This is a genomic window from Paraflavitalea devenefica (assembly GCF_011759375.1).
Taxonomy (GTDB): Bacteria; Bacteroidota; Bacteroidia; order Chitinophagales; family Chitinophagaceae; genus Paraflavitalea; species Paraflavitalea devenefica.
Genome location: NZ_JAARML010000001.1, coordinates 2,244,707 through 2,271,437 on the forward strand (window position 1 = coordinate 2,244,707; position 26,731 = coordinate 2,271,437).

Annotated in this window: 13 protein-coding genes; 5 read left to right on the forward strand and 8 right to left on the reverse strand. The window is 48.1% G+C overall.

The features are described from left to right. Window positions 1–181 precede the first annotated feature (181 nt). On the forward strand, window positions 182–2,542 hold the full coding sequence (locus HB364_RS09175) for a CocE/NonD family hydrolase (RefSeq protein WP_167287585.1): 2,361 nt from the start codon (window positions 182–184) through the stop codon (window positions 2,540–2,542). 20 nt (window positions 2,543–2,562) lie between these two features. Here the strand turns inward: HB364_RS09175 and HB364_RS09180 are convergent, their stop codons facing one another. Beyond that, the gene (locus HB364_RS09180; protein ID WP_167287586.1) at window positions 2,563–3,510 is read right to left on the reverse strand and encodes a bifunctional helix-turn-helix transcriptional regulator/GNAT family N-acetyltransferase; all 948 of its coding nucleotides are present in this window, start codon (window positions 3,508–3,510) and stop codon (window positions 2,563–2,565) included. Between the two features lie 270 nt (window positions 3,511–3,780). On the opposite strand from HB364_RS09180, the gene HB364_RS09185 reads away from it, so the two are divergent. Beyond that, window positions 3,781–4,338 carry a GIN domain-containing protein gene (locus HB364_RS09185; protein ID WP_167287587.1) on the forward strand — a complete coding sequence of 186 codons (558 nt, stop codon included), beginning with the start codon at window positions 3,781–3,783 and terminating at the stop codon, window positions 4,336–4,338. 115 nt (window positions 4,339–4,453) lie between these two features. Then, window positions 4,454–5,191, forward strand: coding sequence for a methanethiol S-methyltransferase (gene mddA, locus HB364_RS09190; protein WP_167287588.1), 738 nt, complete (start codon window positions 4,454–4,456; stop codon window positions 5,189–5,191). A gap of 123 nt (window positions 5,192–5,314) precedes the next feature. On the opposite strand, the gene HB364_RS09195 is transcribed toward mddA, so the two are convergent. The 7 genes from HB364_RS09195 to HB364_RS09225 all read right to left on the reverse strand — a co-directional run bounded on the left by HB364_RS09195 (window position 5,315) and on the right by HB364_RS09225 (window position 20,684). Continuing rightward, a complete protein-coding gene (locus tag HB364_RS09195) occupies window positions 5,315–7,066 on the reverse strand; it encodes a RagB/SusD family nutrient uptake outer membrane protein (protein WP_167287589.1) in 1,752 nt (583 codons plus the stop codon). Between the two features lie 111 nt (window positions 7,067–7,177). Further along, entirely contained in the window at window positions 7,178–10,387 is a 3,210-nt protein-coding gene (locus HB364_RS09200) for a SusC/RagA family TonB-linked outer membrane protein (protein WP_167287590.1), read from the reverse strand. Window positions 10,388–10,414: 27 nt separating this feature from the next. Continuing rightward, entirely contained in the window at window positions 10,415–11,860 is a 1,446-nt protein-coding gene (locus HB364_RS09205; protein ID WP_167287591.1) for a fasciclin domain-containing protein, read from the reverse strand. A 97-nt stretch (window positions 11,861–11,957) separates the two neighbouring features. Next, window positions 11,958–13,637, reverse strand: coding sequence for a fasciclin domain-containing protein (locus HB364_RS09210; RefSeq protein WP_167287592.1), 1,680 nt, complete (start codon window positions 13,635–13,637; stop codon window positions 11,958–11,960). A 16-nt stretch (window positions 13,638–13,653) separates the two neighbouring features. Next, on the reverse strand, window positions 13,654–15,144 hold the full coding sequence (locus HB364_RS09215; RefSeq protein ID WP_167287593.1) for a RagB/SusD family nutrient uptake outer membrane protein: 1,491 nt from the start codon (window positions 15,142–15,144) through the stop codon (window positions 13,654–13,656). An 11-nt stretch (window positions 15,145–15,155) separates the two neighbouring features. Continuing rightward, window positions 15,156–18,440 carry a SusC/RagA family TonB-linked outer membrane protein gene (locus HB364_RS09220; RefSeq protein ID WP_167287594.1) on the reverse strand — a complete coding sequence of 1,095 codons (3,285 nt, stop codon included), beginning with the start codon at window positions 18,438–18,440 and terminating at the stop codon, window positions 15,156–15,158. 21 nt (window positions 18,441–18,461) lie between these two features. After that, window positions 18,462–20,684: a fasciclin domain-containing protein gene (locus tag HB364_RS09225; RefSeq protein WP_167287595.1), complete on the reverse strand. Its 2,223-nt coding sequence runs from the start codon at window positions 20,682–20,684 to the stop codon at window positions 18,462–18,464. A 635-nt stretch (window positions 20,685–21,319) separates the two neighbouring features. Here HB364_RS09225 and HB364_RS09230 point away from each other — a divergent pair. Together HB364_RS09230 and HB364_RS09235 are read left to right on the forward strand one after the other, a co-directional pair. Further along, window positions 21,320–24,616 carry a SusC/RagA family TonB-linked outer membrane protein gene (locus HB364_RS09230; protein ID WP_167287596.1) on the forward strand — a complete coding sequence of 1,099 codons (3,297 nt, stop codon included), beginning with the start codon at window positions 21,320–21,322 and terminating at the stop codon, window positions 24,614–24,616. 34 nt (window positions 24,617–24,650) lie between these two features. After that, the gene (locus HB364_RS09235) at window positions 24,651–26,645 is read left to right on the forward strand and encodes a RagB/SusD family nutrient uptake outer membrane protein (protein WP_167287597.1); all 1,995 of its coding nucleotides are present in this window, start codon (window positions 24,651–24,653) and stop codon (window positions 26,643–26,645) included. The last annotated feature ends 86 nt before the right edge of the window (window positions 26,646–26,731 follow it).

Here is a 26,731-nt window from a genome sequence, read left to right on the forward strand (position 1 = left end):
ACAGGGCAATTCTCTCAAAAAATTACGGGTATTACGCAGGATGCAGGGCCTTCTGCTAAGGTACGCTTCTATTGGCTCCTGTTCTGTGCTAATCTTGCCGGGCGGGATAAAAATCCTGCGTTTATTCATTATTCAGCCCGTGCTCTTATATTTGATTGTATTTTCCATTAACCACATCCATATGCGCTGTATCATCCTTATTTGCCTTTGTAAGGCAGCCCTTATCTCGTCGTTTGCACAAAAACCTACGCTTCCACAGGATTATTTCATCAGTAAGATCTATACGATCAACCCGGTATTGGATATCAATGATACCAGTGCTGTACGCAAAGAGATCACCAGGCTGGCTGATAGTTTGTATCTTTTTTGTAAACATGCCGGCGAAGATTTCATAATCAATGATTCTGCCTTACGTCGCGATCCGGCCATTGGCATTGCCGCCACCGCTATTTACCGCGCACAATACAAAGAAGCCTACGACTCCCTGCTGTCCTATACAAAGGCGCTTTATACGCCTTCCACTGTCAATGGCATTCACTTCCTCCTGGAGCTGCAAATAATGGCTCATCTCACTGCCGATGCAGCAGAGGGTATTGTGCAGGCGGTGAATAAAAAGGTAGCTGCTATCAATAAAGATTTTCAGAAGGACAATGTAAATACCTGGAAGGGTATTTTTCATCCGGATTATATTAAAGTGTTTGACAAAGCTATTGTTACTACGCTACAGCAAGCCAAAGGTGCAGCCAATAACCAGATTGAGTACAGCAATGTGCTTTATATAGTGCGTTGCCTGGCACTGCGCGACTTCCTGTTGCAGCAGCATGCCCTGCTGCAACGGACATTGTATGCCCTTGATCCATCAAAGGTGGAGAAAATGGAGGTGAAGATACCATTGCGCAATGGCGCGAAACTGAGCGCCTTGTTGTTCCGGGATGTGAATACAAAAGAAAAACTGCCTGCTATTGTCAGCCAGAGCCCCTATCCTTCAGGCGGTGAAGCCACCAGGGGGAATATATTCGGCGCTTATGGCTATATCTATTTGTATGTGGATAGCCGTGGCCGCCGCCAATCGGAAGGAGACTTCTTCCCTTATGAAAATGACGCGCAGGATTTTTATGATATTATCGACTGGATCAGCAAACAGCCCTGGTGCAATGGCAAGGTGGCTACTACCGGCGGCTCCTATCTTGGCTTTACCCAATGGCAGGCCATCCGTAAAAAGTACAGGCATCCGGCCCTCAAGGCCATCAATCCGATGGTGGCCGTAGGTTTTGGTGTTGACTTCCCGCGCTGGAGCAACATGTTTTATCCCTATATCCTGCAATGGGCTACTTATGTGAGCGGCAAAGAGTTGAACAGCGCCTTATTCAGTGATTATAGTTTCTGGAGGAACAAGGGACTGGAATTGTACCGCAGGCATATTCCTTTCTCCAAACTGGATTCCCTCGCAGGACTGCCCAATCCTTTTTTTCAGAAATGGGTAAGCCATCCTGATCTTGACAGTTACTGGAAGGATATCCTCCCTGCCAAAGAAGACTATGCGGCCCTGGATATACCGGTGCTTTCTATTACCGGTTATTTTGACGGCGATCAGGCAGGGGCCTTGTATTACTACAATAACCATCACAGGTATGGTGGTGCAGCCGCTCAAAAGAACCATTACCTGCTGATTGGTCCTTATGACCATGGGGGCGCCCAATGGAATCCTGCTCCGAGCCAGCAGGGCATTCTCATTGAAAAAGAAGCCCAGGTACCCATTTATAAATATGTGATTGCCTGGTTCGACTGGACACTGAAAGGAAAGGCAAAGCCGGCCTGGATAAAAGACAAGATCACTTACTTTGCTACCGGTACGGGACAGTGGAAGGGTGCCAGCTCTTTTGAGGCCGCCACTGCCGATACCCTGAAGTTCTACCTGCACAAAACGCCGGTAGCCACTGAAAAAAGAAGAACGATCTACCAGTTGCAGGCGAGGCCTGTCGCTGTGCAACAAAGCCTGGAGTACCAGCATAACATCACCGAAGCGATTGACTCAGCATTTATCTATTATTCATCAGCACCAGACACTGATTCCTTTGAAATAGCCTCTCCTTACAACCTGATGTTTGAAACAGCCCCGCTGGAGAAAGACATTATGCTGACGGACCGTGTTATGGCCGATCTGTATATTTCCTTGAATGTGCCTGATGCCGACTTCTCGATTAATTTTTCTGAAGTAACACCAGAAGGGAAAGTCAAAGCTATTGGTAGTTCACTCCTGCGCTGCCGTTACCGGAAGGGGGGCGACAAGCCGGAACTGATGACACCTGGTAAGGTGGAGAAATTGTCTTTTAATGACGCTTTTATCTATATAAAGAAGATTGCTAAGGGCAGCAAACTGCGCATGGAATTTGAAAGCCTGAACCGCCCCTATTATGAAAAGAACTACGGTTTTGGCGGTGTGGTAGCCAATGAAATGACCAGCGAACCACGCATCATTAAAGCAACCATCCTGATGAGCAGGGAATATCCTACCTGCATAAAAGTGCCCATAGGCAAATAACAGCCTGGTGATGCCTGGGGTTATAAGGCAAGTTCCATCTGGATATTGCAGCGCTCGTAAGGGGTAGGACGGCCAGTCACTTTTTTAAACCCTAATTTGTGGTAAAGGCTGATGGCAGGCTTGAGGATCGTATTGCTTTCCAGGTAGATCATAGTGGCTCCAAGTGACCGGGCCTTTTCTATGACTGCCTGGCCTAACAACCAGCCGATATTTTTGCCTTGTGCTTTGGGCGATACGGCCATTTTAGCCAATTCATAATCATACTGCGGGTCGTTCATTTTAATCAATGCACAAACACCAACGGGCTCTTCGTTGTATAGGGCCACTACTATTTCACCACCCTTGTCTAAAATATACTCCTTGGGATGGTCCAATGCTTTATGATCGGCTTCCTCCATTTTGAAATAAGTGGAGATCCATTCTTCATTGAGCTTTCTAAACGCCTCCGCATATTTGGGCCTGTACGGAACGATCTTTACCAGCCTGCTTTCACGTTGTTTCCTTTCTTCCTGTACATAGCGCAACAGGCTTTTACGGCTCAACAAAAACTCCCATTCTTCAATGGCTTTCCAAAGGTCGTGCTGCGTATTATTCAATATCGTTTCCACGGCATTCGTCACATCTGTATACTGCTCCTGGATCTTTTCTGTCAGCTCTTTCCCTTTTTTCGACAGGCTGACCACATTCTTACGCCCGTCCTGCTTATCCTTCTTTTCTGTTAATAATCCTTTCTTAGACATTTCAGCAACGATCTTACTAACAGAAGGATGGGAGTGTCCGATTTGCTGGGCAATCTCGGTGATCGTAAAGTTTCCCTGTGAGAGGGCGTGGAAAACAGGGAACCATTTCGGCTGTAACTCTATTTCATAGAGCTTGTAAATATCGGCAGCATCGGCTGTTATCCTGTCTGTAAGCAGGCGAAGCCGGCTACCAATGGCCATCTTACCGGTTTGATTGAAGAATTCCATATTAGTAGCTATTTACGTAACTGGTTACGCAAATATAAGTATTTTGGATTAGTTGGAATAAAATATTCATGAACGGGTAATTATTTTAATGCCGGGCATCAATCCCCTCAAAAAGCTACGGGTATTACGCAGGATGCAGGGCCTTCTGCTAATGTGCGCATCTATTCGCTCCTGTTCTGTGCTAATCTTGCAGTGCGATAAAAATACCCCCTGTTATCAATTATCATCATTAACCATACCGTCAATAAGCGGTATAAATTTTTATTAGCCATGAAAAAGTGTGTTTTTGCCATCGTGTTTTTATTGGTAGCCTTTGCCGTAAAGGCATCTCCTGTTAATCATTCCGGACCTGTCCGCTGCCCGGCGGTCGATACCAGTATGGCCGTTCCTGCTGTTGCCTGGCCCGAATTAAAGGAACTGGAAATAAGGACTTTCGGGGATATTATTGTAGACGCCAATGTCATCGTGGTATTGGTGGAAGACAGCGGTAATATCCTGCGTATGGAAGGTGACCCGGGTTTCCTGCAATACGTGCAGGTAAAGGAACAGGGCGGAAGATTGAAGATCAGCTCGCCACGCAAAGGGCCAAAAGTGAAAGGGCATGTATGGGTGCCGGTAAAGGGACTGAAAACCCTGCGCCTGGGCAACAATGCCGTGGTACGTTCCACTACTGTGCTCAATTCACCCGAATTGGATATTGAGCTGGATGGCGCCTGCAATGTACGCTTAATGACCACCGGGGTTATTAACATCATTGAGAATGAGGAGATGGAATTTAACTACCAGAAGAATACTATCCTTAATGTAACACGGGGACCATTGCGCTGACCGTAAAAACAGGTGGCGCCTGCTTAAACAGGTGTCACCTGTTTTTAGCTTTCTTTCACTGCCTTCTCTGCACGCACTCACATAAACCAATTACTCATCCAGAACCTCCCTTAGTATGAAAAAAGTATTATTCCTGCTGTATGGTATTATTTGTTATTGCATTTTCTTTGGTACCATCCTGTATGCCATCGGCTTTGTAGGCAACCTGTTTGTGCCCAAATCCATTGACAGCGCTCCGCAAACCTCTTTACTGAGCGCGGTGCTCATCAATGCTTCCCTGCTACTGCTGTTTGCTTTACAGCACAGCATGATGGCCCGGCCGGCCTTTAAGCACCGGTGGACGATGATCATTCCCGAACCGCTCGAACGCAGTACGTATGTATTGCTGGCCAGTCTTTGCCTCATATTCCTCATGTGGCAGTGGCAACCTATGGGCGGCATCGTATGGAAAGTAGAAAATCCGGCATTCAAGGCCATCCTGTCCATTGCTTACCTCAGCGGATGGTCCATTGTTTTTACCAGCACCTTCCTCATTAACCACTTTGACCTGTTTGGCCTGCGGCAGGTGTGGTTATATTTTACAGGCAGGCCTTATACCGCGCTGCCTTTCCGGCTGCCTTTGTTTTATAAGATGGTGCGTCATCCCTTATACCTGGGCTTCCTCATTGCTTTCTGGTCGGCTTCTACGATGACGGTGGCGCATTTGTTATTCGCCATCCTTACTACCGGGTATATACTGGTGGCAATACAGTTTGAAGAGCGCGACCTGGTTGCCCATTTCGGTGAGCAATACCGGCGTTACAAAAGATGGGTGCCCATGCTGATACCTTTTCTCCGGTGGCTGAAACGATAAGATAGTAGTACTTAGTAGTAAGGTGAATTACCTTGTTCCCACAAAAAAGGCAAGCTGTGTCAAGCAGCTTGCCTTTAATCATTAAGTAACACCTGAAGGATCCGGAATGCTACATCCTGAATCCTATAATTTAAACGGCAAATACCAGTTCTCCTCTTTCTTCAGGTACTCCTTCACCGCTTCTGCTTGCGGTATGCCATCCTTCTGCAGTTTATTATAGATCTTCTCAGAGAGGATAGTTCCATCATGGCGGCGGCGTGCAATGCGCAGCAGGTCGGGCCAGCGGGTGCCTTCAAAAGCATTCTCCAGCGCTCCTTCATTGATAATACTGTTCTCCAGGTAGGTAAGACTGTCTGCACTGGCAGGCACCGTATCATAGAGCAGCGATGCCCGGTTGCGGATGCCGGTATTCCGGTGCCAGTCGCCCCTGAAAAAAGGTATCTCACCCATGCGTGCATCAAAATTGTAAGGCGCGGGATAGAATAGGGTGTTTTCGTAGGGAGTTACATTCGGTGTATTGGCCGGTGTGGGGTAGACGCCGCGAATCCCTGAATTGACAAACCCGTACGCCAGCCGGTGATAGCCATCGCGGTTGGCGGCCTCTGCAAACCGCAGGTGCAGGTGTGTTTGACGGAATAAAAACCACTTGCCGTTTTTGTTCAATGGGTTCAGCGGCAGGTTAGTGGCATAATTGATATAATTGTACAAAAACTTCATGACCACCAGTTGCCCCCCAATCGTTCTCACGCTTAATGGTCCGCGCGCATCATAAGGGATACCGCCACCTGTGCCGGCTACGGCGATAGGCCTTTGCTGCTGATTTTTCCAGTTATCAATGCTCTCCTGGGAAGGCTTTACAAGATAGCTGCCACCAATAGGTGAAAACAATTTGATGAGCGGATTCTCAGGCCTGAAACGGCTGTCATAAGGTATGGCCCAGATCCACTCCCGGTTATAGCGATCATCGTATCCCGACTCAAACACCAAACGCCATCCATCTGCATAATTCAGGGTGGAAGCATCCCCCGGTCTTGTATAGCTAACATAAGTATTGGTTTCGGTGCTCCAACCAATTTTGTACTTGGTGTAATAGGTGATGCCCTGCGCGCCTACCGTAGCTGTTTCCATCACCTGGCGGTAATTAATGGCTGCCTTGTTATAATCTCCTTTCCACAGGTACAGGTCGCCCAGTAAGCATTTCTTATTGATAAAAAAAATGGAAGTCGGCGACCCATCCAGCGTAATATTCAGGGTAGTGCCTGAGGGATAGGGGTCACGGAAGGGTATCTTTTCTGTAAAGCTGATGAGGCTATCGAGCAGGTCATCAAACTTCACTTTCGGAAAGCGGCGCTCATCTTTTATTGCCTCTATGGTTTCCAGCGGATCGGTTACATACCGCACCTCATCGCCATAATGAATGCCCAGTTGCAGGTACAGGAAAGAACGCAGGCAGGCAATATCCGAATAACGCTGGTTAAATTCCGCTTCCTTCATCGCATTCTTTTCCTTCATGATCAGGAAGTTCTTCAGTACGTCATTACAACTAAGTATCAGTTCATAAAACGGGCGCGGACTGGCATAAGGATTATCCGCCGTTACGGTATGCGTACTGATCTGGCGCAGGTACTCATCGGCATTGGTCGTATATTCCAGCAGGTCGCCCCTCAATTCATTGAGGATAATATAGCGGTCGGCCAGGCCCATGAACTTACCATAGATACCCATTACGGCGGCATCCGCATCATACACATTGCGGTACATCTGGCTGGCGTCGAGCTCTGTGCCCGGTTTGATGTCAAAGGCTTTTTTACAACCTCCGCCTATAGCTATCACCATCGCCGCCAGTAGAATTGTTTTTATAGAGAGCTTTTTCATATTACTTATTTAGAAACAAGAACAATCAATTTTTCTTTCTCTTTCTCCGCGGAGTCTCCCGTAGAGCTTGTCCCGCAACAGCGGGGGGACTCTGCGGCACTTGTCAGCTAATTACAAACCAATCCGCACACCTAGGGTTACCGTCCGGTACAAAGGATCGAGCCCGGTATCAATACCCTGTGCAAACACGCTGGGCGATGCGCTGAATTCAGGATCATAGCCCTTGTATTCCGTGAGGGTAAACAGGTTGCTGGCTGTAGCATACACACTGGCATTCTTCAAAAAGTTGCCCGCTTTCAAAGGCAGATCGTATTGCAGCGACAAAGTGCGCAGGCGGATATAAGAACCATCTTCTATCCAGCGGTCGCTGAAGCGGCTATTGCCCATCGGGTCGCCCCAGGTAGCTTTGGGCATATTGGTTACATGACCATTGCCACGCCAGCGGTTCCGCGCACTTTCCAGTTGATTCTCCACACTGCCTAAGGATTCCAGGCGGTAACGCACATAATTGAATACATCATTGCCCTGGCTAAAGGTGAATAACACGTTTAGTTCAAAACGTTTCCAGATAACCCGGTTATTGAAGCCGCCAAACAAAGCAGGGTTGGGATCGCCAATTACCTGGCGGTCGCGCTCATCAATAAGCTTATTATTGTCTACATCAGTAAACCGTACATCGCCTCCTTTGAAGGCGCTGAAGGAACCGTCGGTATTCTTCTTGGTCAGGCCTGCAGCAGCAGCATCTGCATCGCTCGCAAACACACCCTGTGTAGTGTAGCCATAGAACTGGTTGGCCGGGCCGCCCACTGCCGTAAGGATGGTAGCGCCTCCATATTCTGTAGTGAACTGGTTACCGGGAACGGCTACGATTTCATTTTTGTAAGTGCCGATATTAATGCCGGCATCCCAGGTAAGGTCACGTTTATTAAGTACGCGCACATTCAGGCTTGCTTCAATACCCGTATTCTGCATCTCACCATTATTGGTGGGTAGGGTCTTGAAACCGGTAGGGGTGCCCAGTGATTCATACACCAGCATGTTGGTTGTTTTGGTATGGTAGACCTCCACACTCAGGCCCACCCGCTCATTCCAGAAAGCTACATCAACACCAGCATTCAGCTTGTGATTGGTTTCCCATTGCAGGGTGGGGTTGGCAATATTACCACGTACAAGACCCTGGGCGCCCAGGAAGTTTTGTGATACATACGTTTGCCGGGTGCTGTAATTGCCGATATCATCATTGCCGGTAATGCTGTAGGTGGCTCTTACCTTAAGCAGGTCGAGGGGCGAGTTGGCCATAAAGTTTTCTGACGAAACGAGCCAGGCGGCCCCCAGGGAAGGCATGATGGGGAATTTGTTGCCGGAAAGGCTGATGCCATTGGGCGCCTGTTTGCCAAAGCGCGATGATCCGTCCATCGCGGCATTCAGGGTGAGGAACAGCTTTTCTTTATAGCCATAAGCGGCGCCGAAATATACGTTTAACCAGTTCCACTCACCAATGCCGCCACCTATCTGCCGCAGGGCATTCAGGCCATTCTGAACACTTACCAGGTCATCAGTAGCGGAGTTAAATCCTTTTGCATAGTCCTGTTCCGCGTCATTATGTTGGTAGCGCATGCCCAGGTTGGCGCGCAGGCTATGGTCGCGGTTAAAGAGCTTGTTATAGTCGAGCCGGGTATCATTGTAAACTGTGAAAAGACGTTTTACCTGGGTACCCATACGGCTGTCGACAATAGCATTGGAAAGACTATCGTCTGATACGCCTTTACGGGGTATGAAGAAATTCTCCCGCACCTTGTCGTACACGACGCCTACCAGCGTGCTGGCGCTAAAGCTTTTTGATATCTCATACTTAAAGCCAAAGGAACCGAAGAAACGGTAGTATTTATTGTAAGCCTGCATATTGGCGATGATGGCAGCGGGGTTGCTGATGCCCAGTATATCCACATCAGCGAAGTTGGGCGATTCTACCCCGGCATCATTCACCTGGTTGGCCGGCAGGAACGGCGCTTTGATCCAGGAAAGGAACAAGGGCGCCGTTTTTTCAGTTATGCCTTGGTCTTTCAGGTTTTGCTCATTATACGTAAAAGAGAGATTGGCGGTACCGGTAAAGCGCCGGGTGAAATTAAACTCGGCATTGAACCGCGTATTATAGCGGGTGAGGTCCGTTTCCTTTACCACTCCCTTATTGCCCATATAACCCATGCTAAGGCCATAAGTGGCAATATTATCTCCACCCGTTACCTTCAGGAAAATATTTTGGTTCGCACTGTTCTTCAGCACATTTTTCTGCCAATTGGTATTATAATGGTAGCGGGCATAATCAGGGTTCTTGGTGTCGTCAATCATATAAGGCAGGGCCGCGATCTCCGTACTGCTCATTCCCTTGCTTTGTAGTATTTCACTTAAATAGATGCGGTAATCAGCCGCATTCATCACAGGGAGGTTATCAGGCGCCTGGTTGAAGCCGGTATAAGCGGCGAAGTCAATCTTCGTAGCCTGGCTTTTGGACCGGGCAGTGGTAATAATGATCGCACCATTGGCGCCTTTTGTTCCATAAATGCTGGAGGCGTCTTTCAATACAGTAATATTATCAATATCCTTGGCGTCTATCAATGCCAGCGGATTAACAGAAGAATTGGCAATGATGCTTTCCCCGTATTCATTGGCATCATACAACATATTGTCTACTACGATCAATGGTTTGTTGGTGCCATACAATGAATTATAACCACGCAGGAACAGGTTCGCACCGGCGCCGGGTGTTCCGGAACGGCGGATGACATGCAGCCCTGCAACGCGGCCTTGTAAAAGGCCATCGGCCATGGCATCCGGCTGTGTCCAGGCGGCGTTCACATGGTACTGGCCGGTAGCGGCTGTTACCTTGCTTTTGGCAACAGGGCCAAAGGGCAGGGTAACCATTTCATGGAATGATTCATGCGTATCATCGAGCAGGGCTATCTGGATCGTATTCCTGCCTTTAAGCGGAACACTCCGGCTGTCATAACCTTCACCCTCGATGGTTAGTGTGGAGGTGTAGGCAGGCGCCTGGATGGTAAAGCTCCCCTGGTCGTCGGTAATGGCAGCGGAAAACCCATCCACCTTAATCCGTACGCCGGGTATGCCTTTTCCATTCACCGCATCGGTGATGGTGCCGGTAACAGGTACGCCTTTTCTGGGCGCAGCCGGCTTTAGCACCTTTACTATACTGGTGTCTGCAGCAGTAGAATCAGTTTGCGCGGCCAGGGTACCCGTCACCAGCGCAAATGCCGATACGGCCGCTGTTTTCCTGATAAAACTTCTTACTATAAGCATCGTCATGGTATTGTTTCAAAAAACTAATAGGGTTTACAAAACAGGCTCCAGCCTGATATAATCACACACAATAGGATTGGCGGTGGCAGAGGTACTATTGGCCGCCGTGAGATAGATCATCAGCATGGGCCTGTACGTGGTGAGGGTAAACTCACCCAGGTATACCTCATTGTAGTTGTTCACGGTAACTGTTATATAAGGCAGGGTGGTAGCCGTAGGGGTGCCGATGCCCAGCTTTTGGGTGAAAGTAGTGGTCATGCCATTGATATTATCGTGTACTGCTACCCAGTAAGCCTTGTACTTCATGGAAGGCATGCCATTGAGGCGATAACCAAGGTTGAACGTCGCCACGCCATGATTGTATACCAGCACATCCCTGAAATCATAACCGGTAACGGGGTTGTACTTCTCCCGGAAATAAGTATTGCCACGGCGATCATTACTGTAGGTGTTATAATTTTCTGCCTGTATAATAAGTGGACGGAATTTGTGGACGGGCCTTACATCTAACTTATTCATGATAAACACCACGCCATTACTTGTCTTTACAGTTTGTGCAATGGCGCTCTTATCAATCCCCATCTTGGTATTGAATTTGGAAAGGATCGTATCGGGGATCGTAGCAGGATCATATACACCTTCTACGGCAAGGTCCCTTACTATGGCCCAACTGGAAAGCCCCAAAATGCTGTCAACAGTGCCGGCCACATGAAGGGGAATATACTTAATCAGCTCTGTATCCCAGGCATGATCGGCCAGCACAAAAAAAGTATACTGCTTGCTTTCATCACGCAGGTCATACACATTGCGCCAGAAAGTATTGGTGCGTACCGAATCTGTACCAGGCTGATAGATGGGATTGCCTGTATTGGGGTCAACACCGATCTGTACAGCATTGCTGGTATCAAATACATTCTGGAAGAGGGCCAGCAGGTATTGCTTTTGTTTGGAAGGGGCCAGCGGACTTGTTTCCAGGAACTCCCAGGCATTGGGTAGTGCCGGCACCATTTTGTCAATGACATGCAGTACACCATTCTTAGCATAACGGTCTGCCTCTGTAATATTGGCATCTTCCAGTTTCTTACCCAGCATATTATTGTACTTATCGCTTAGCATCTTCAGGCGCAACTGGGAGCTTGCTGCCGTGGTCTGGTACACCTGGTTGGCAATGTGATTGGCAACAAAGGCGTACAGCTTCGCTGCATCATTTACAATGGCGGGGTCTAGGGTGGCCAGCGCTGTATTGGTAGGGGCAAATACGGTGAATGTTTTGGAGGATGCAATCACTTTATCAAGGCCCGTTTTGGTGAGCAGCTCTGTAAACTTGCTGAGGTTCGTATTGGTGCTGATCTGCTGAAACAGGTCCTTATCTGTTGCAGGGTCGGTAATAGCATTATGGTCTTCCCATTTCTTGCAGGCCGAAAACAGCAGGCCGGTAAGGGCCAGGGCCAGTAATGGGTGAAATAGCTTGCTTCGCATTATTCGCTTATTTTAAAATTCAGTTGAGTTAAGTAGCGTGTCTGGCTGAGCTTGTCGAAGCCCTTCGAGAGGCTCAGGGTGACAGTGTTGCTGATTACTAATAAACCTTAGTTCCATCCGGACGGAAACGGGGCAATATCTGGTTCTGATCTATCGGTATAAAATGGATCATATCCAGGTAATTGCTTGCGTTGGTTCCCGAAACCGTTTCCAGGCGCAGCTTATGCCTTTCTGTGGTTTTAATATCAATAATCCCCACGAGGCGCGATACATAATAACCGGAATTGGAACCAGTGGACTCGATATAACGTTTCCAGCCTATTGATTCAAGTTCTGCGTCGCTACCGGCGGGCCTGAATTCGCCAAGGTTAACCGGTCTTTGCATCAGATCCCCGTTTATCCGTACATTACATACCACTGAATTCCGCGCATTATAACAAACCCATACCTTATAACGTCCTTTAATGACCACCGGGGTGGTGAACTCAAACCAGGTAGCCCTGCTGGGGGAACCCAATGGTAATACCAGGCAATCATTATTATACTGGTAAATGCCCAGCGAACTGGTGGTACTGTAGAAGTAGGTCAAAGTAGTGCTGGCTGATTTGTATTCCCAATCAATATCCTTAATAGGCTTGTCCAGTTCATTCGTCCGCACGAAAGGGTAATTCTGTTTTTTATAGTAAGCAGGTAGCTTCATGATCTCCGGGAATGAACAGAGGTCCCAGTACACAGCAGCCGGCGCCCTGAACTTTGCCATATAATGGGCGGCTGCCTCGTGCCATACCCCATTGGTAGCGGCATTGTCACTGGTATTCCGGATAACCTGGATGCCTTTCTCCACTACACCATCAAATACGTCCTCATTCACGATTACTTCCTTATTGATCAGTTGCGTACTGATCACTTCCTGCGGCTGCAAGGTTTGGTGGGTAGCGGAGTTGATAATATCTCCCAGGAATTTAATGTCCCGCAGGATATGGTAAGCTGCATAAATGTGCAGGCTGTCATTGCTGTTGGCAGGATTACCGGTATTGGAATACCGCTCTTTCAGGTCTGCATAAGAAGTGATACCGCTGTCGGCCAAAGCCTGGTTGCTTTCTGCGATTACTGTCATCCATCGTTTGGAAGTATCAGGATCTACCGTATTGAGCAGATCATAATAGCCCGTTGCTTTCAGAGCTTCCACAAAGATGGAAAAGCTGGGATTGCTTTCCAGTTGCTGGGCAATGGTTTGCTTGGATGGCTGCAGTACATGATCAATTTCATGAATGATGCCATTACCCACCTTTATATTCGAGCGCAATACGGCCGCCTGCCTGTTGACCGTATAAGTGGAGATACCCTCCGTAAAAGTAACGCCGGTGATCAGGAACTGGCTTTGCATAGTAGGTACCGGCAACTTGCCATCCTTAAAGGCGGCCGTCGTTACGGTATCCGACAGCAGGTGGAACCTGACCAGCTCCTTCAGGACATTGATATCGGCAGCATCCACAGAAGCGGTATTGGTAGCCGCCAGCCATGCTTTTACACCACTGTTCGTGGGTGCAAAGCAGGTATAGGAACCATACGCATTCAGGAAGGCGCTGTTATCGGTCCTGTCCAGTATTTGTTTGAATAAGGAGAAAGAATCAATGTTCTTCTCCAGGTAGCCCACAATATTCACATCCTCCGTAGTGGAGTCTCTGAACTGTTGTTTCTTACAGCCGCTTGTAATAAGGGCTGTAAGCAGGGCGGTCAGCATGAAAGAAGCCAGTGTGGCGGATTGCTGCTTCATAAACAAGCGGTATTAATTATTTATAAAAAGGATTTTGTTCCAGTAGCTGGTTCAGTTGTATTTCATTGGTAAAAATGGGGAAGTAATGACTGTTCTTATCACGCAGCTTATTCAGGGCTGCCTGCAGCCTGTCTTGCGGAATGCTGATGGCGGCCATATTCAGCAGGAAGTCCATCCCTTCATAATTATTGCGTTTGGCATTGCGCAGCACATCATACCAGCGTTTGCCTTCAAAAGCAAACTCCCGCTGCCTCTCTTCCAGGATATAATCGGTCATAGCGCTTTTGTTGGTGCTGTCCATCTCTTTTAGTTCCAGTGCGTTTGCCCGCTCGCGGATGGTTTTTACAATACGGGATGCTTCCAGTGGCTGGTCCAGTTGATTGATCGCCTCTGCTTTCATCAATAAAATATCGGCATAACGGTAAAAGATCCAGTGCGCGAAGGATTGATCCTGTGTTCTGAAATTATCTCCCGAGTTATCGGCGCCCATATATTTCCAGATAGAAAAATCAGTTCCGCGGAAAGAGGTCTCATCGCCGCGAACGTCTGACTGAGGTTCGGTATTGACCAGGTCAATGCCGTATACATCTTCGGTCAGGTGGAAGGCGGCGCCCCAGCGGCGGTTGCCAGGTGTATGCATGCCATAGAACGGGTTGAGCTTTTGTGCATCGAACTGCAACTCAAAAATGCTTTCGTTGGAGTTACCTTCATAGAAGACCTTATCAAAGAAATCATCCTCCTGCACAAGGCCAAAATTACCCGATGTGATAATCTTATCGCAGGCTGCCACACACTCGTTGTATTTATCCATCCAGAGATACACATCGGCCAGCAGGGCATTCACGGTATAGCGCGTAGCGCGGCCTTTATCAAAATTCTTATTGCCATAAGTAAACGGAAGATAAGGTTCCGCTTTCTTCAGGTCGGTTACGATCTGGTTGAGGATCGTATCGCGGCTTGTTTTGGCAATATTGGTTACCTGCTGGTCACTGGTTGTAGCAGTGAGCTTGAGGGGCACGTCACCAAAGCTGCGTACCAGGTAAAAGTACAGGAGCGATCGTATGGTCAGTGCTTCCCCGATAGCCCGGTTAAGCTGGTCCTGTGAAAAGGTGTTATCGTTTTCCAGTACAGGGGGGGCCAGCTCTATTACTGTATTGCAGTAGTTGATGGTTTGATAAAAAGAACGCCAGTTGGTAAAATTATTGGTAGGCAGTATGTTCAGGTTCACGATATCCTGTTCATCCTGGCTGGCGCGGAAGCCCGGTGTTACCATATCGGCCCTGGCCTCACCCCAGATAAAAAAATATTCCGCCATAGCACGGTCGCTGCTGGTGCTGCCCAGCATGGAAGCATAAATACCGGTCACCGCCGATTCTACCTGCTCTTTCGTTTTCCAGAACTCATCGCGCACAATGCCATCCTGCGGCTTCAGGTCGAGCCATTTTTTGCAGGAAGCAAAATTGCCTGCCAGTGCAATGCTCAAAGTGTATATCAATATCTTTTTCATGTTCAGTAAGTTTAAAAACCAGCTACAATGCCAATGGTGAATATTTTGGAAGGAGGGGTCATAGAATAATCAATGGCCAGGCGGAAGGGATCTGCTCCACGGGCGCTTACCTCGGGATCCTGTCCGGTATACTTTGTCCAGGTAACCAGGTTCTCGGCGGTAATGAAAGCACTCAATGATTTCATCTTTACCTTGCTCAGCACCTTACTGTCAAATAGGTACCTGGCTGTGATGGTACGGAAGCGCAGGAAAGAAGCGTCTTCCACGTAGCGGTCGCTGCCCAGATAGTTGTAGCCACCGGCAATCACACCACGGGGTATATCGGTCACGTCGCCTTCCTTGCGCCAGCGGCGCAGTACGGCTGTACTTTGGTTATCAAAATTGATCATGCTGGTAGTGGACATCTTTGTGCCGTTGATCACTTCGTATCCATAACGGAAATTGAAATAGGCCGAGAAGGTGAGCTTTCCTTTATACGAGAAAGTAGGACCAAAACCACCCACCAGGGTAGGGTTGCTGTTGCCCAGGTACACCACATCCATATAGTTAATATTGCCATCGTGGTTGATATCCTCATACATGGCATCGCCGGGCTGGAACGTATAATCTACGTTGGGGTAGTTAAAACGCATGTATACAATCTGTCCGTTGGGTCCGATAATGGGTTTGCCGGCGGCAGAGGTCGCAATGGTTGATTCCTTGTCCTTATATACGCCTTTGTATTTATAGCCATAAAAGGAACCGAACGGATTATCAATCTGCAGCAGGCGCAGGTACTCACCGTTGGCGCCCACATTTCCCTTGCTGTTGAGCGCATATTCAGAGATCTTGCGGATAATATTCTGGTTTTGTGATACGTTGAAATTGAAGCCGATCGTCCAGGTCTTGTTCCGGTAAGGAATGGTCCAGATGGCCAGTTCCCAGCCCTGGTTGTCCATGGTACCGATATTCATATTCAAGCCATCAAATCCATTGGTGGTAGGTATCTGTAAAGAGCCGGCGAAAAGATCGGTAGTACGGTTACGGTATACGTCAATATCTGCCCGTATGCGTGCTTTAAATAAGGAAACGTTCATACCAATATTGGCGCCGTGTACTGTTTCCCAGCGTAGGTTCTTCAGTTCCGGGCTCGAGGGATATACGCCGCTCTGGCCCAGGTAGCTCCAGGAATAAGTATTATAAGTATTAAAGAAACTATAATCATAGCGCGGCGCATTACCACTCAGGGCATAGCTCAGGCGGAAGCTCAGGTCGTCCAGTTTCTTGATCTTTTTAAAGAATCCTTCTTCAGAAATACGCCAGCGCATGGAGCCGCCGGGGAACAAACCATACCTGTAATCTGGCCCGAAACGGGAGTTACCGTCACCGCGCAGCGTGGCTTCAAACAGGTATTTATCCTTATAACTGTAATCCACCACCACTACAGCGCCCACGGTCCTTGTTTGGGAGATGCGGGATACAGCCGACAGATCCTGGTTTTGTGTGCGCGAAGGAGAGGAGGGGTCTACCAACAGGGAAGAGGCTGTATTGGAGGTCACCACTTCCTGGTTCACCGCTTTGAAATCACTCGTGAAAATATTCAGGTTGCTGGAAAAATCATGGTCCGGATTTTTGAATCGGGGGGTAAAGTTGATATTGGTACGGGTAGTAACGCTAAACAGATCAATATCGCCGTCGTAAGCCCTGTTCACTACTGTTTCCGTATTTGGCCGGCCGGTAGCTATTTGCGGCAGGAAGCTGTTGTTCTTGGTATTGTTGATATCGAATTGTATATCAAAAGTGGCACGCAGCAGGTTCTTGATAATCGAATAATCTAACTTGAAACGTGGCACCACCCTTTCCCCCAGCACACTGTACTTGGCTTCACTGGCCATTGCTACCGGGTTATAAATGCGGCTGTATTGGCCTTGCACATTAGAGGCCGGTGAAAAATAATTAGGGGTCAGGTTGCCCTGCTCATCGTATTCAAAAATGCTCATATTGGGCATTTTCAGGTAGGCCACATTACGTATAGCACCGTCACTGGAGCTAAGGTAATTACGGTCCTGGTCGGTATGCGTGTAGGCAATACTGGTAAAGATCTTGATCCTGTCCGAGATCGTATAGTCAAGGTTAATGCGGCTGTTGATCCGTTTCAGCGCCGTACCGATGGTGGTGCCGGTTTGATTGAAGTAACCGACCGAAGCAAAATATTTTGCTTTCTCACCGCCGCCTGTCATGGAAACGGTATGGTCCTGCAGGATACCGGTGCGGCTAATGGCATCTACCCAGTTCACATTATTACTGTAATTATGATACCAGTAGGGATCATTGGGGTCATAATTAAACTCCCTGGTGGAAGAACTCAGCGTTGTGCCCAGGCGGTTCATAAATGCTTCGGGGATCAGCGTGGAATATTGGTCGCCATTCAGCATCGGGATGGCATTGGGTAGTATGGCAGTAGAGCCTTTGAAGGTATACGTAATGCTTGGCTTACCGCGGCTCCCCCGTTTAGTGGTAATGATCAGCACGCCATTGGCTGCGCGGCTTCCCCATACAGCCGTAGCAGCAGCATCCTTTAGAACCGTGATCTCTTGAATGTCGGCGGGAGATATATTTAATAACTGTGCATAACCCTGTTCATCGGCCGTCCCGAAATTAAAGTCGCCGGGTATTTCCGTTTCATAAGGCATTCCATCTACCACGATCAGGGGCGTGCCGGTAGAGTTGATAGAGGAAACGCCGCGGATGCGGATATTCATGGCTGCTCCGGGATCACCGCTGGTGGCGGTAATGTCCACACCACTCAAACGGCCCTGTAAAGCCTGGTCAATACTGGCGGCCTGCATCTCTTCCATATCCTTGGCGCTGACCCGCGAGGCGGCCGTGGTCAAATTCCTTTCTGCTTTTTGCCCCATGCCGTTATCTATCCGGCGGGCGGCTACCACGATGGCTTCCTCCAGGTCGGCACCGCCGCCGGCCCCTAATGAGAAATTAACAGTGGTACGGCCATTGATGGATTGGGTGGCCGTTTGATAACCTACATAGGAAACAGATATCTTATTTTTAGCATTGGTGATCTTCAAGGCAAAATTCCCTTCAATATCTGTGGCGGCCCCTTTTATGATACGTCCATCAGCATCTACTTCCGATACAGAGGCGCCTGCAATAGGCGTCTTGGTTTTTGTATCGACAACCCTTCCACGAATGATCTGGTTACTGATGGTTGTTGTGGTAGGTGTTTGCGCCGAACCGGTATGCCAGCAGGTGGTTGCCAGGATCAGGGCGCAACTGGTTCTTACAAAATACTTCCTCATTTGCAATATAATTTGGAATAATTAGTCAATGTATTTTAAGTAATTGTCGGTGAGGTGGATCATACAGCGGTTGCTCAGGTAAGTGCCCGGCGTGGATATTACATGCGCTACCCGGCTTTCCATATCACTCAGTGTAATAACGCCCGGCGCATTGTTCACAAAAATGGTAGTAGCATCGCCATTGCTCTTTTTGAGGTTGGTTTCAAAAGCGCCACTTTCTCCGCCATCTGCTGCAATGATCCTTTTATTGAGGAAATGGTATAAGATAAATTTGTCTACTAAAAACTTTTCCGCTGGGATGGTAGGCGTGAAATTGGGCTTGCCGTCTGCTTTCTTCGGTAGCAGGCCATCATCTACCGCCTTTTGGATGGCGGCACTGTCGGGAACGAATAAAGTATAAAAGGTGCCGGAGGCTACGCCTAGTATTTCTTTTGTGGTATTGTTCCATAGGGAAGAATTCCGCAGGAATTGCCAGAAGGCATTATAAGGGGAGCCGGTGGGTGTGCCCAATGCTTCAATGTGCTTGCCTACCGCTGCCTCGCTGAATTCCATGATGCGGTCTATATAATAAACAATACCGTTCTTCGCCGTCTTGCTACTTTGTATGGTCGCTACATTGTTCGAGTCTACGTTGCCGGGGCCATACACGGTATTGTTTTTATAAGCGATCACTTCATTGCCATACGTCATTGCCACACCTTCGCCGGAAAAGTTGTTGAGGACCTTTAACGGCACCACATGCATATTCAAAATGCGCAGCAGGCGGTTGCGGGCCGTGCTGCCGGTACTGGCAGGTATGGTAGAACCCGCAGGTGGTGTATAACGCCATTGATCATTAGGGTTGTTGCTGATACTGACATCTGTGGTATAACCGGCTGCATTGAACATGGCATTGCTGATCATGAAGATGGTATAGTTGCGGTAGATATCGGACACCTGGAATTTGAGCTCCATGTTGAGCAGAGACACCATCATAGAATAATTCGGGTCGAGGTAGGCTTTGCCGAAAACACTGGTGAAAACATTCGCATCCTGTACCTTCTTGGTCCCATAGAACATGCCATTGCTGAGGATCTTCTTTTCTGCTATATCAGTAACCGGATCAAAGCGCGCTTCCTCATTCATAACATTGAGGCTAGTCTTAAACTTGCTGGGCCATACCGCATTTTGCCAGAGGTGTGCATTCACAAGATCGTAGATAATGCTGATGGGCAGGTCTTCTACTTTGTCAAAATGCTCCAGTATAACGGTGTTCAGGTAGTTATCAAGGGCATCATTCGTAGGCACGAAAATGCTCCAGGAATTATTCTGTGCGTCATTCTCCTGTGCTTTCAGGAAGTTCTCGTTATTGAGGGCAAAACCCAGCAGCGGATTGTAGACCTTGGTATATACCTGGTCAGAGCTGCCGGTTACGGCCTGGTATTTATTCGTGGCCGCTGCATTCAGTACATACTGGATCAGGAACCGGTCGAACAGCTTTTTAAACAGGCTGTATTCCGGTTTGGTGGCCAGGTATTGATCAATGGAAGGCAAGGTGGTAATGACCTTATTAACGATATGGATCACTCCATTCTCTGCCGGGATGTCTTTCTCCGTTACAATGGCATCGGCTACATTGAATCCTGTATAAGTGGTAGTGGGATAGAAATAATTGTAGTCGGCCGCTGTCAGGTTCCTGGCCGTCATGAAGTTGTCAACGAAATAAGGAATGCACTTATAATTATTGTCGGCTTCTACATAGTAGTTCACACCGTTGCGGTTGGAAGCGATCATCTTCAGGGTGTTTCCGAAGGTGTCCACACCATCGTATACGCCTGTATAATTAGCAGTACGTCTTCTGAAAGCGCTGGCGCTCACCCAGCCGATATTGGACTGGTAATCGCCGATGCGTTCCTTTTTATAGGCATTGTATACCAGGCTGTAGGTAACGATCTGCCGGCAGGCATTGCTGTCCAGTTGATCAACCCCATTGATATTATTGGCGGCGAAATAAACCTGGAAGGCGGAGTCGTGCGGGGCAAAAAAGGTCCAGTAACCTGCTGCACCCAGGGTATTCTTATAACCTGCCTTGTCTATTACCGCCAGCAGGTGCTTGAAATTACCTCTTGCCGCCAGTTGCTGATAGATAGGCGGTTCCAGGGAGTCCGGACGTCCATAATACTCATCAAATGCTTTCTTGCGGCAACCCACCAGCAGCAACATAATCGTTGCAACCAGGAGCATCTTTTGTAGAAGCTTGTGCATAGAAATTGTCTGTTTTTCTTTTTTGAAACGATGTATATAAATGGGAGGGATAAGGCAGCCGTTAAGGTATACAGCAAGGACAGGTAGCGGCAGGCATATCAATACCTACCGTTTTATAATGAACAACAATAACATTTACAGGCAGGGTGAACTGCCCGGATAATTTTGTCCGGAAAATTTACATCGGTCGTGTTTTTCGGCTGAAAAGTGGCTGATAAGCCGGTTGTCCCGTAGTATCATCAACGGGGAAGCGCCTGCAACGGAGGGACAAAAAGCTGCTGCATAGCAACTAAGGCAGTCATCATATAGCATGGCAAGCAAATTTGGTTCGGGTTAAAAATTAGGTTTAGCAAATAGCAAAAGCATAAAAAATTACCACGTCAATAATCGTTAGACCACAATAATCCGGTACTAAAATTAACTTTTATGTTACAGTAACCGTCCTGAAGCGTCCTGCCATACAGGATTTGCGCTTTTTGCCCGGGTTAAAATAGTACTTGAAATTGCTAAAACGATACAGGTGCTTTGATTATCTGTCGTTGCATCAGGATAGTTCAGGATGATTATCCAGTAGTGGGTGATTAATTTAGGCCAACTAACGATTGATCTTAATCATTACGCCTTAAAACTGCTGTATGGAAAAAAGCCAACTTCATGCTTATGGGATTTGCATTATCCTATTGATATGTTTACATCCTTTCTCAGTATTTCCCAAATCCAACGATTCTCCCCCTTTTAAAGATCACTTTGTTAATGATGGTTTCTTGACTGATCCGCCTCCACGGTTCGATACCACCATTACCGGCATCATTCTCAATGAAAAAAATGAACCACTGGTGGGCGCCACGGTAGCGGTAAGAAGGACCGGCACTTCTGCCACTACCAACGATAAAGGTGCTTTCAGTCTGCCTGTGCCGGGCGCCAATGTTACCCTGGTGGTGAGTCATATAGGTTATCTCTCACAGGAAATAAAATTGAACAACAACACCAGTATTACGGTAACCCTGGTGGCAGAAGCCAAAGCGCTGGAAGATGTGGTGGTGATAGGATATGGTACCCGTAAAAAAGGCGATGTAACTGGCTCCACCGCTTCTATCAACAGTGAAAAGATCAGGTCGGTGCCGGTTACCAATGTTACGCAGGCCCTGCAAGGCCGTGTGGCAGGCGTGGAAGCCATGGCCAGCTCTTTTCGCCCAGGATCCGGATCAAGGATACGTATCCGCGGCAACCGCTCCCTCTCGGCCAGTAATGAACCTTTATATGTGGTAGATGGTATTCCGGTAAGCTATACCATTGATGATATGAACCCGCTGGATATTGAGACGATTGATGTACTGAAAGATGCATCCGCCACTGCTATCTATGGTGTGCGCGGCGCCAATGGTGTGATACAGATCACGACCAAAAAAGGCAAGGCAGGTAAGGTGAGCATTGAATACAGCGGCAGTGTTTCATTCGAGAACCTGTTGAAAGACCTGCCTGTTTTCAGCGCCCCCGAACTCATGGATGCCTGGCGTCAGGCCTTCTCTGCCGACAGGGTGTATAATGCTACGCAGAATACTTCCCAGCCCAATAATTACTATCCCAACGCAGCCGCTGATATTAACCTGTTCGACGGTGACGTATACACACTTGCCGTTATTAAAGCAGCTTACCAGTGGCGCGTATTTGACCGGGCCAATAATATTTATATAGCCGTAAAGCGTCCCACCACGCAGGAAGAAAAGACCGTACTGGCCAACCTGAAGCTACCTGTACTCGACAGCGTGGATCTATATGATCCTTCCAAAGTAAAAGGATACAACTGGCAGGATGGCGCTATCAGGCAGGGGATCACCAACTCGCACAACATTACCATTACAGCAGGAAGCGATAAGATCAGGGCCAGCTTTAATGCCGGTTATTTCAACCAGAAAGGTATTGAGTACGGTCAGGATTATACCCGTTATACCATTGGTAATAACACGGAGTTCAAGCCTGCCAGATTCCTCACCTTCGGCAATAGCATTACTTATTCCAATAGTGTACAGAATATAGGCCCTAGTATGTATGGTGCTGCTTCCGGTCAATTGCCTTTTGCACAACCTTATGACAGTACAGGTAAATTTCTCCTGTACGCAGGTGGCGACCAGAATATTGTGAACCCCATGAATGATGTGAACACGGTATTCAATGAAATGAAAGTGAGCCGCATTTTTGGTAATGTATATGGAGAAGTAAATTTATTAAAAGGCTTACGGTACAAGGCTGTTTTTGGCATTGACTCCCGTAATAGCCGCCAGGGACAGTTCAATGGTTCCCTCAGCTCTGTACGGCAGGGTGGTGCCGCCAGCGCCAGCCATACCATCACCAACAGTATTTCCTGGGTGTATGACAACCTGCTGTATTATGACTTCAAGATTAAAAAGGACCACTCTTTTAACATTACCCTGCTGCATGAAATGCAGAGCCTCAACAAAACAGATGTATTGGCCCTCTCTGCCAACAACCTCATTTTTGAAGAGCAAAAATGGTATTCGCTCAACCGCAATACCCTCGGCGTAACTACCGGTAGCGGTAGCTACAGCGCCCAGCAGTTACTGTCTTATATGGGAAGGATCGACTACAACTACAAAAACAAATATTACTTAACGCTCAGTAACCGTTACGACAATTCTTCTGTACTGGCCGAAGGCAGTAAAGGACAGTGGTTCCCTTCCGCTGCTGTTGCCTGGCGTCTTGACAATGAAGCATTTTTTGCCAACCAGAACGTGGTAAGCACTGCCAAGCTGCGCGTAGGCTATGGCCTGGTAGGTAACTCCTCCATCCCTCCCTACCGTACCAACGGCCCGCTTGATTTTACCAACTACAACTGGACCAATGGAACGGCTGTGGTAGGCCTGGCGCCCACTACTTTTAAAACACCCAACCTGACCTGGGAAAAAACAGCCACCATTAATGCAGGTATTGACTTTGGATTTCTGGGCAACAGGATCACGGGTAGTGTGGATGTATACAAAAGCTCTACTACCGATCAGTTGCAGGAAATGCGTATCCCTTCTGCCAACGGCGTAAGCACCATGTACATTAACCTGGGTGAAGTAAGTAATAAGGGTATTGACGTTTCCCTCAGCTCAGTGAATATTAATAAAGGTGGATTTACCTGGACCACTGATATCGTGTTCAGTAAGAACAAGGAATCCATCGTGACCATCGACGGTACCAACAATAATAACCTGCTCAACCTGTGGATGGTGGGCCAGCCGATACGGGTATATTATAATTATGTGTCCGACGGCATCTACCAATATGGCGATACTGCCAAAGGCGGCTACCTGAAGGATTACCTCTGGACAAAGGGCACCAACGCAGCCAACACGTTATACCGGCCCGGAAAAATAAGAGTACGGGATATTAATGGCGATACCCTCCTGGATGGGAATGATAAAACCGTATTGGGTTATGATAATGCCGATTGGACCGGCAGCATCACCAATACCATCAGCTATAAGAATGTTGAAGTGAGCTGCCTGATCTACATCCGCAAAGGCGGTATGTACCGGGTGCCACGTCCCGGCCTGGTGGGCCGTTTCCAATCCAGCCGGGTCAATTACTGGACGCCTACTAATCCATCTAATGAATACCAGCAGCCCACGCGTACTTCCGATGTGCCTACCTATTGGGAGACGCTGGGCTATCGTGATGGCAGCTTTGTACGCATCCGGAATATTTCGCTTACTTACCGGGTGCCGCAGTCGCTGCTGTCAAAAGTAAAGGCCAACTCCATGTCGGTATATATTAATGCCGTGAATCCATTCCTGTTCCATAATAAATCACCGTACGACCCTGAAACGATCCAGTATACGGAGCAGTTCAATTCCACTACCAATAACCCCGGTCCCAACTCTTACAGTTTCAGAAGTTTTGTGGTAGGGGTAAGACTGGGCCTGTAAGCAAATCAATTGTTTGCCAAAAAAAGAACAACCAATGAAAATACTATATAAAATAACGGTAATAGCTGTCCTGATCACCATCGGTACGGTGGTTTCCTGTAAGAAGTTTATCAAGGAAGACCTGGTCACTACTTTAACGATGGATTATTATAAGACCGATCAGGGTATGGAAGATCTGGTGAAATCGGCTTATGCGCCCTTGCGCTGGAAATTTGAAGGAGAACAATCTTATGCGCTCTGGAATTTTGGCACCGATGAATTCCGGCTGGGTGATCAGTTTAACAATGAACATTGGAATAAATACAATTCCCTCCTGAATCCCAACGGTTCGGACGGATTTGTGAATACCCTTTGGACCAATAGCTATGCAGGTATCAACCGCTGTAATTTGGGAATAGAACTGATCAGCGCTTTTACCGATGCCAATTCCCGCCTGCTGGGCACACCTGCCCAGCGTAATCAGCGCATAGCAGAATTAAGGGCCTTGCGCGCTTATTATTTCTTCCAGCTTGTGCAGCAGTTTGGTGGTGTACCCCTGGTGAATCAATCTTCGGATACGCTGCGTACTGAATTTCCCCGGGCGAGCGTGGCAGCTATTTATGAGCAGATCATTGGCGACCTGCGAAGCGTAGCGCCGGTACTTTCCTATGCGATACCCAGCGAGCGTGGCAGGATATCCAAATCTGTAGCCTACCACTTCCTCGCAAAAGCCTACCTTACCAGGGCCAGCGCTGTTACAGAGGCCCGCGGCCAGAAAGCAACCGATCTGGACAGCGCCATCATCTATGGTGATTCGGTCATTAAAGCAGGCGCCCATAACCTGGAGGCTAACTATGCCAATCTCTACAGCGCCAGCTATGCCAATCACACGCCACCCAAGCCCGGCTTTGATGGTGCTACACCTTTGGGTGATGCCTCCAAGCTGGCGGCCAATAACAACAGCACAGAGATCATTTTTGCTGCCCAGTTCAGTAATAACCTGGCGATTGCCGGAAGTGGCAACCGCGTACACTTGTATTATCCCACACAGTACGATGCAGGTATTCCGATCCCCGGCATGATCCGCGATGCTTTTAATGGAAGGCCTTTCCGCCGCTTACGGCCCACGGATTATACCATTGATATATTCGACAGGATAAATGATTCCCGGTTCTTCAAATCTTTTCAAACAGTATATTACAGGAATGCTCCTACCAGTCATGCCAATTCCGCGGCCATCCCGGTGTTTACGGCTGCCAATGCACCCAGCCCCGACCTGGTGGGTAAGAAGATGGTGGGTATCGGTGATACAGCCGGCCTCTTCGTAGTGAATACGATCGACCGGCCCTTTACGCTTATCGACAGTGCGAAGTTCCGTGCCCGGGTATACGCCCGTTATAAACAGCGGACACCTTCATCGCCTATCACTTCTGATTTCTCAGACAATAAATATTTAACCCTGATAAAATTCCTCGATGGCGTGCGCCTTACTGCCGACCTGCAGGAAGAAAGAGGTATCCGAAACGGCACACTGGCCAGGGTGGCGGAAACTTACCTCATCGTGGCCGAAGCTTATGGACGCAAGGCGGATTATGCGAAAGCACTGGAATACGTGAATGTAGTACGGAAAAGGGCAGCTTATAAGGCGGGTGAACCAAAGAACCCGCACCATTGGTTATTCTATGGAGGTACAGAAGGAGACGTGAACAGTACAGAAACAGCCATGCAGGCTACAGCAGCCTTGTTTACGACCAATGCCGCCAGCGAAATGTATCCGCCCACCGTTAGCTCCACGGAAGAACGCTTCATTCATTTCATGCTGAATGAAAGGACCCGTGAACTGTGCGGCGAGTTGTACCGTTGGGAAGACCTGGCCCGTACAGAGTCTTTGTATGCCAGGACAAAACTGTACAATGCGGATGCCACTAACCTGTCACCATTCCATAAACTCAGGCCCATACCCCTTCCGCAGATCATTTCATTAAAGATCAACGGAAGGCCATTGACGGGGGAGGAAATCACAGCCTATCAGAACGCGGGCTACAATTAATGAGCGCAGTCTTAGTTAGTAGAATAGCAAGCAACGGACGTGTCAATTTTTATTGACCGTCCTTTTGTTTTGTTGGAAGGCACGAG

Excerpts from the sequence above, each read along its gene's own strand:
- HB364_RS09225 (WP_167287595.1), bottom strand. The coding sequence starts at position 20,684 with ATGCACAAGCTTCTACAAAAGATGCTCCTGGTTGCAACGATTATGTTG.
- HB364_RS09235 (WP_167287597.1), top strand. The coding sequence starts at position 24,651 with ATGAAAATACTATATAAAATAACGGTAATAGCTGTCCTGATCACCATC.
- mddA (WP_167287588.1), top strand. The coding sequence starts at position 4,454 with ATGAAAAAAGTATTATTCCTGCTGTATGGTATTATTTGTTATTGCATT.
- HB364_RS09200 (WP_167287590.1), bottom strand. The coding sequence starts at position 10,387 with ATGACGATGCTTATAGTAAGAAGTTTTATCAGGAAAACAGCGGCCGTA.
- HB364_RS09180 (WP_167287586.1), bottom strand. The coding sequence starts at position 3,510 with ATGGAATTCTTCAATCAAACCGGTAAGATGGCCATTGGTAGCCGGCTT.
- HB364_RS09175 (WP_167287585.1), top strand. The coding sequence starts at position 182 with ATGCGCTGTATCATCCTTATTTGCCTTTGTAAGGCAGCCCTTATCTCG.
- HB364_RS09210 (WP_167287592.1), bottom strand. The coding sequence starts at position 13,637 with ATGAAGCAGCAATCCGCCACACTGGCTTCTTTCATGCTGACCGCCCTG.
- HB364_RS09220 (WP_167287594.1), bottom strand. The coding sequence starts at position 18,440 with ATGAGGAAGTATTTTGTAAGAACCAGTTGCGCCCTGATCCTGGCAACC.
- HB364_RS09185 (WP_167287587.1), top strand. The coding sequence starts at position 3,781 with ATGAAAAAGTGTGTTTTTGCCATCGTGTTTTTATTGGTAGCCTTTGCC.
- HB364_RS09230 (WP_167287596.1), top strand. The coding sequence starts at position 21,320 with ATGGAAAAAAGCCAACTTCATGCTTATGGGATTTGCATTATCCTATTG.
- HB364_RS09195 (WP_167287589.1), bottom strand. The coding sequence starts at position 7,066 with ATGAAAAAGCTCTCTATAAAAACAATTCTACTGGCGGCGATGGTGATA.
- HB364_RS09205 (WP_167287591.1), bottom strand. The coding sequence starts at position 11,860 with ATGCGAAGCAAGCTATTTCACCCATTACTGGCCCTGGCCCTTACCGGC.
- HB364_RS09215 (WP_167287593.1), bottom strand. The coding sequence starts at position 15,144 with ATGAAAAAGATATTGATATACACTTTGAGCATTGCACTGGCAGGCAAT.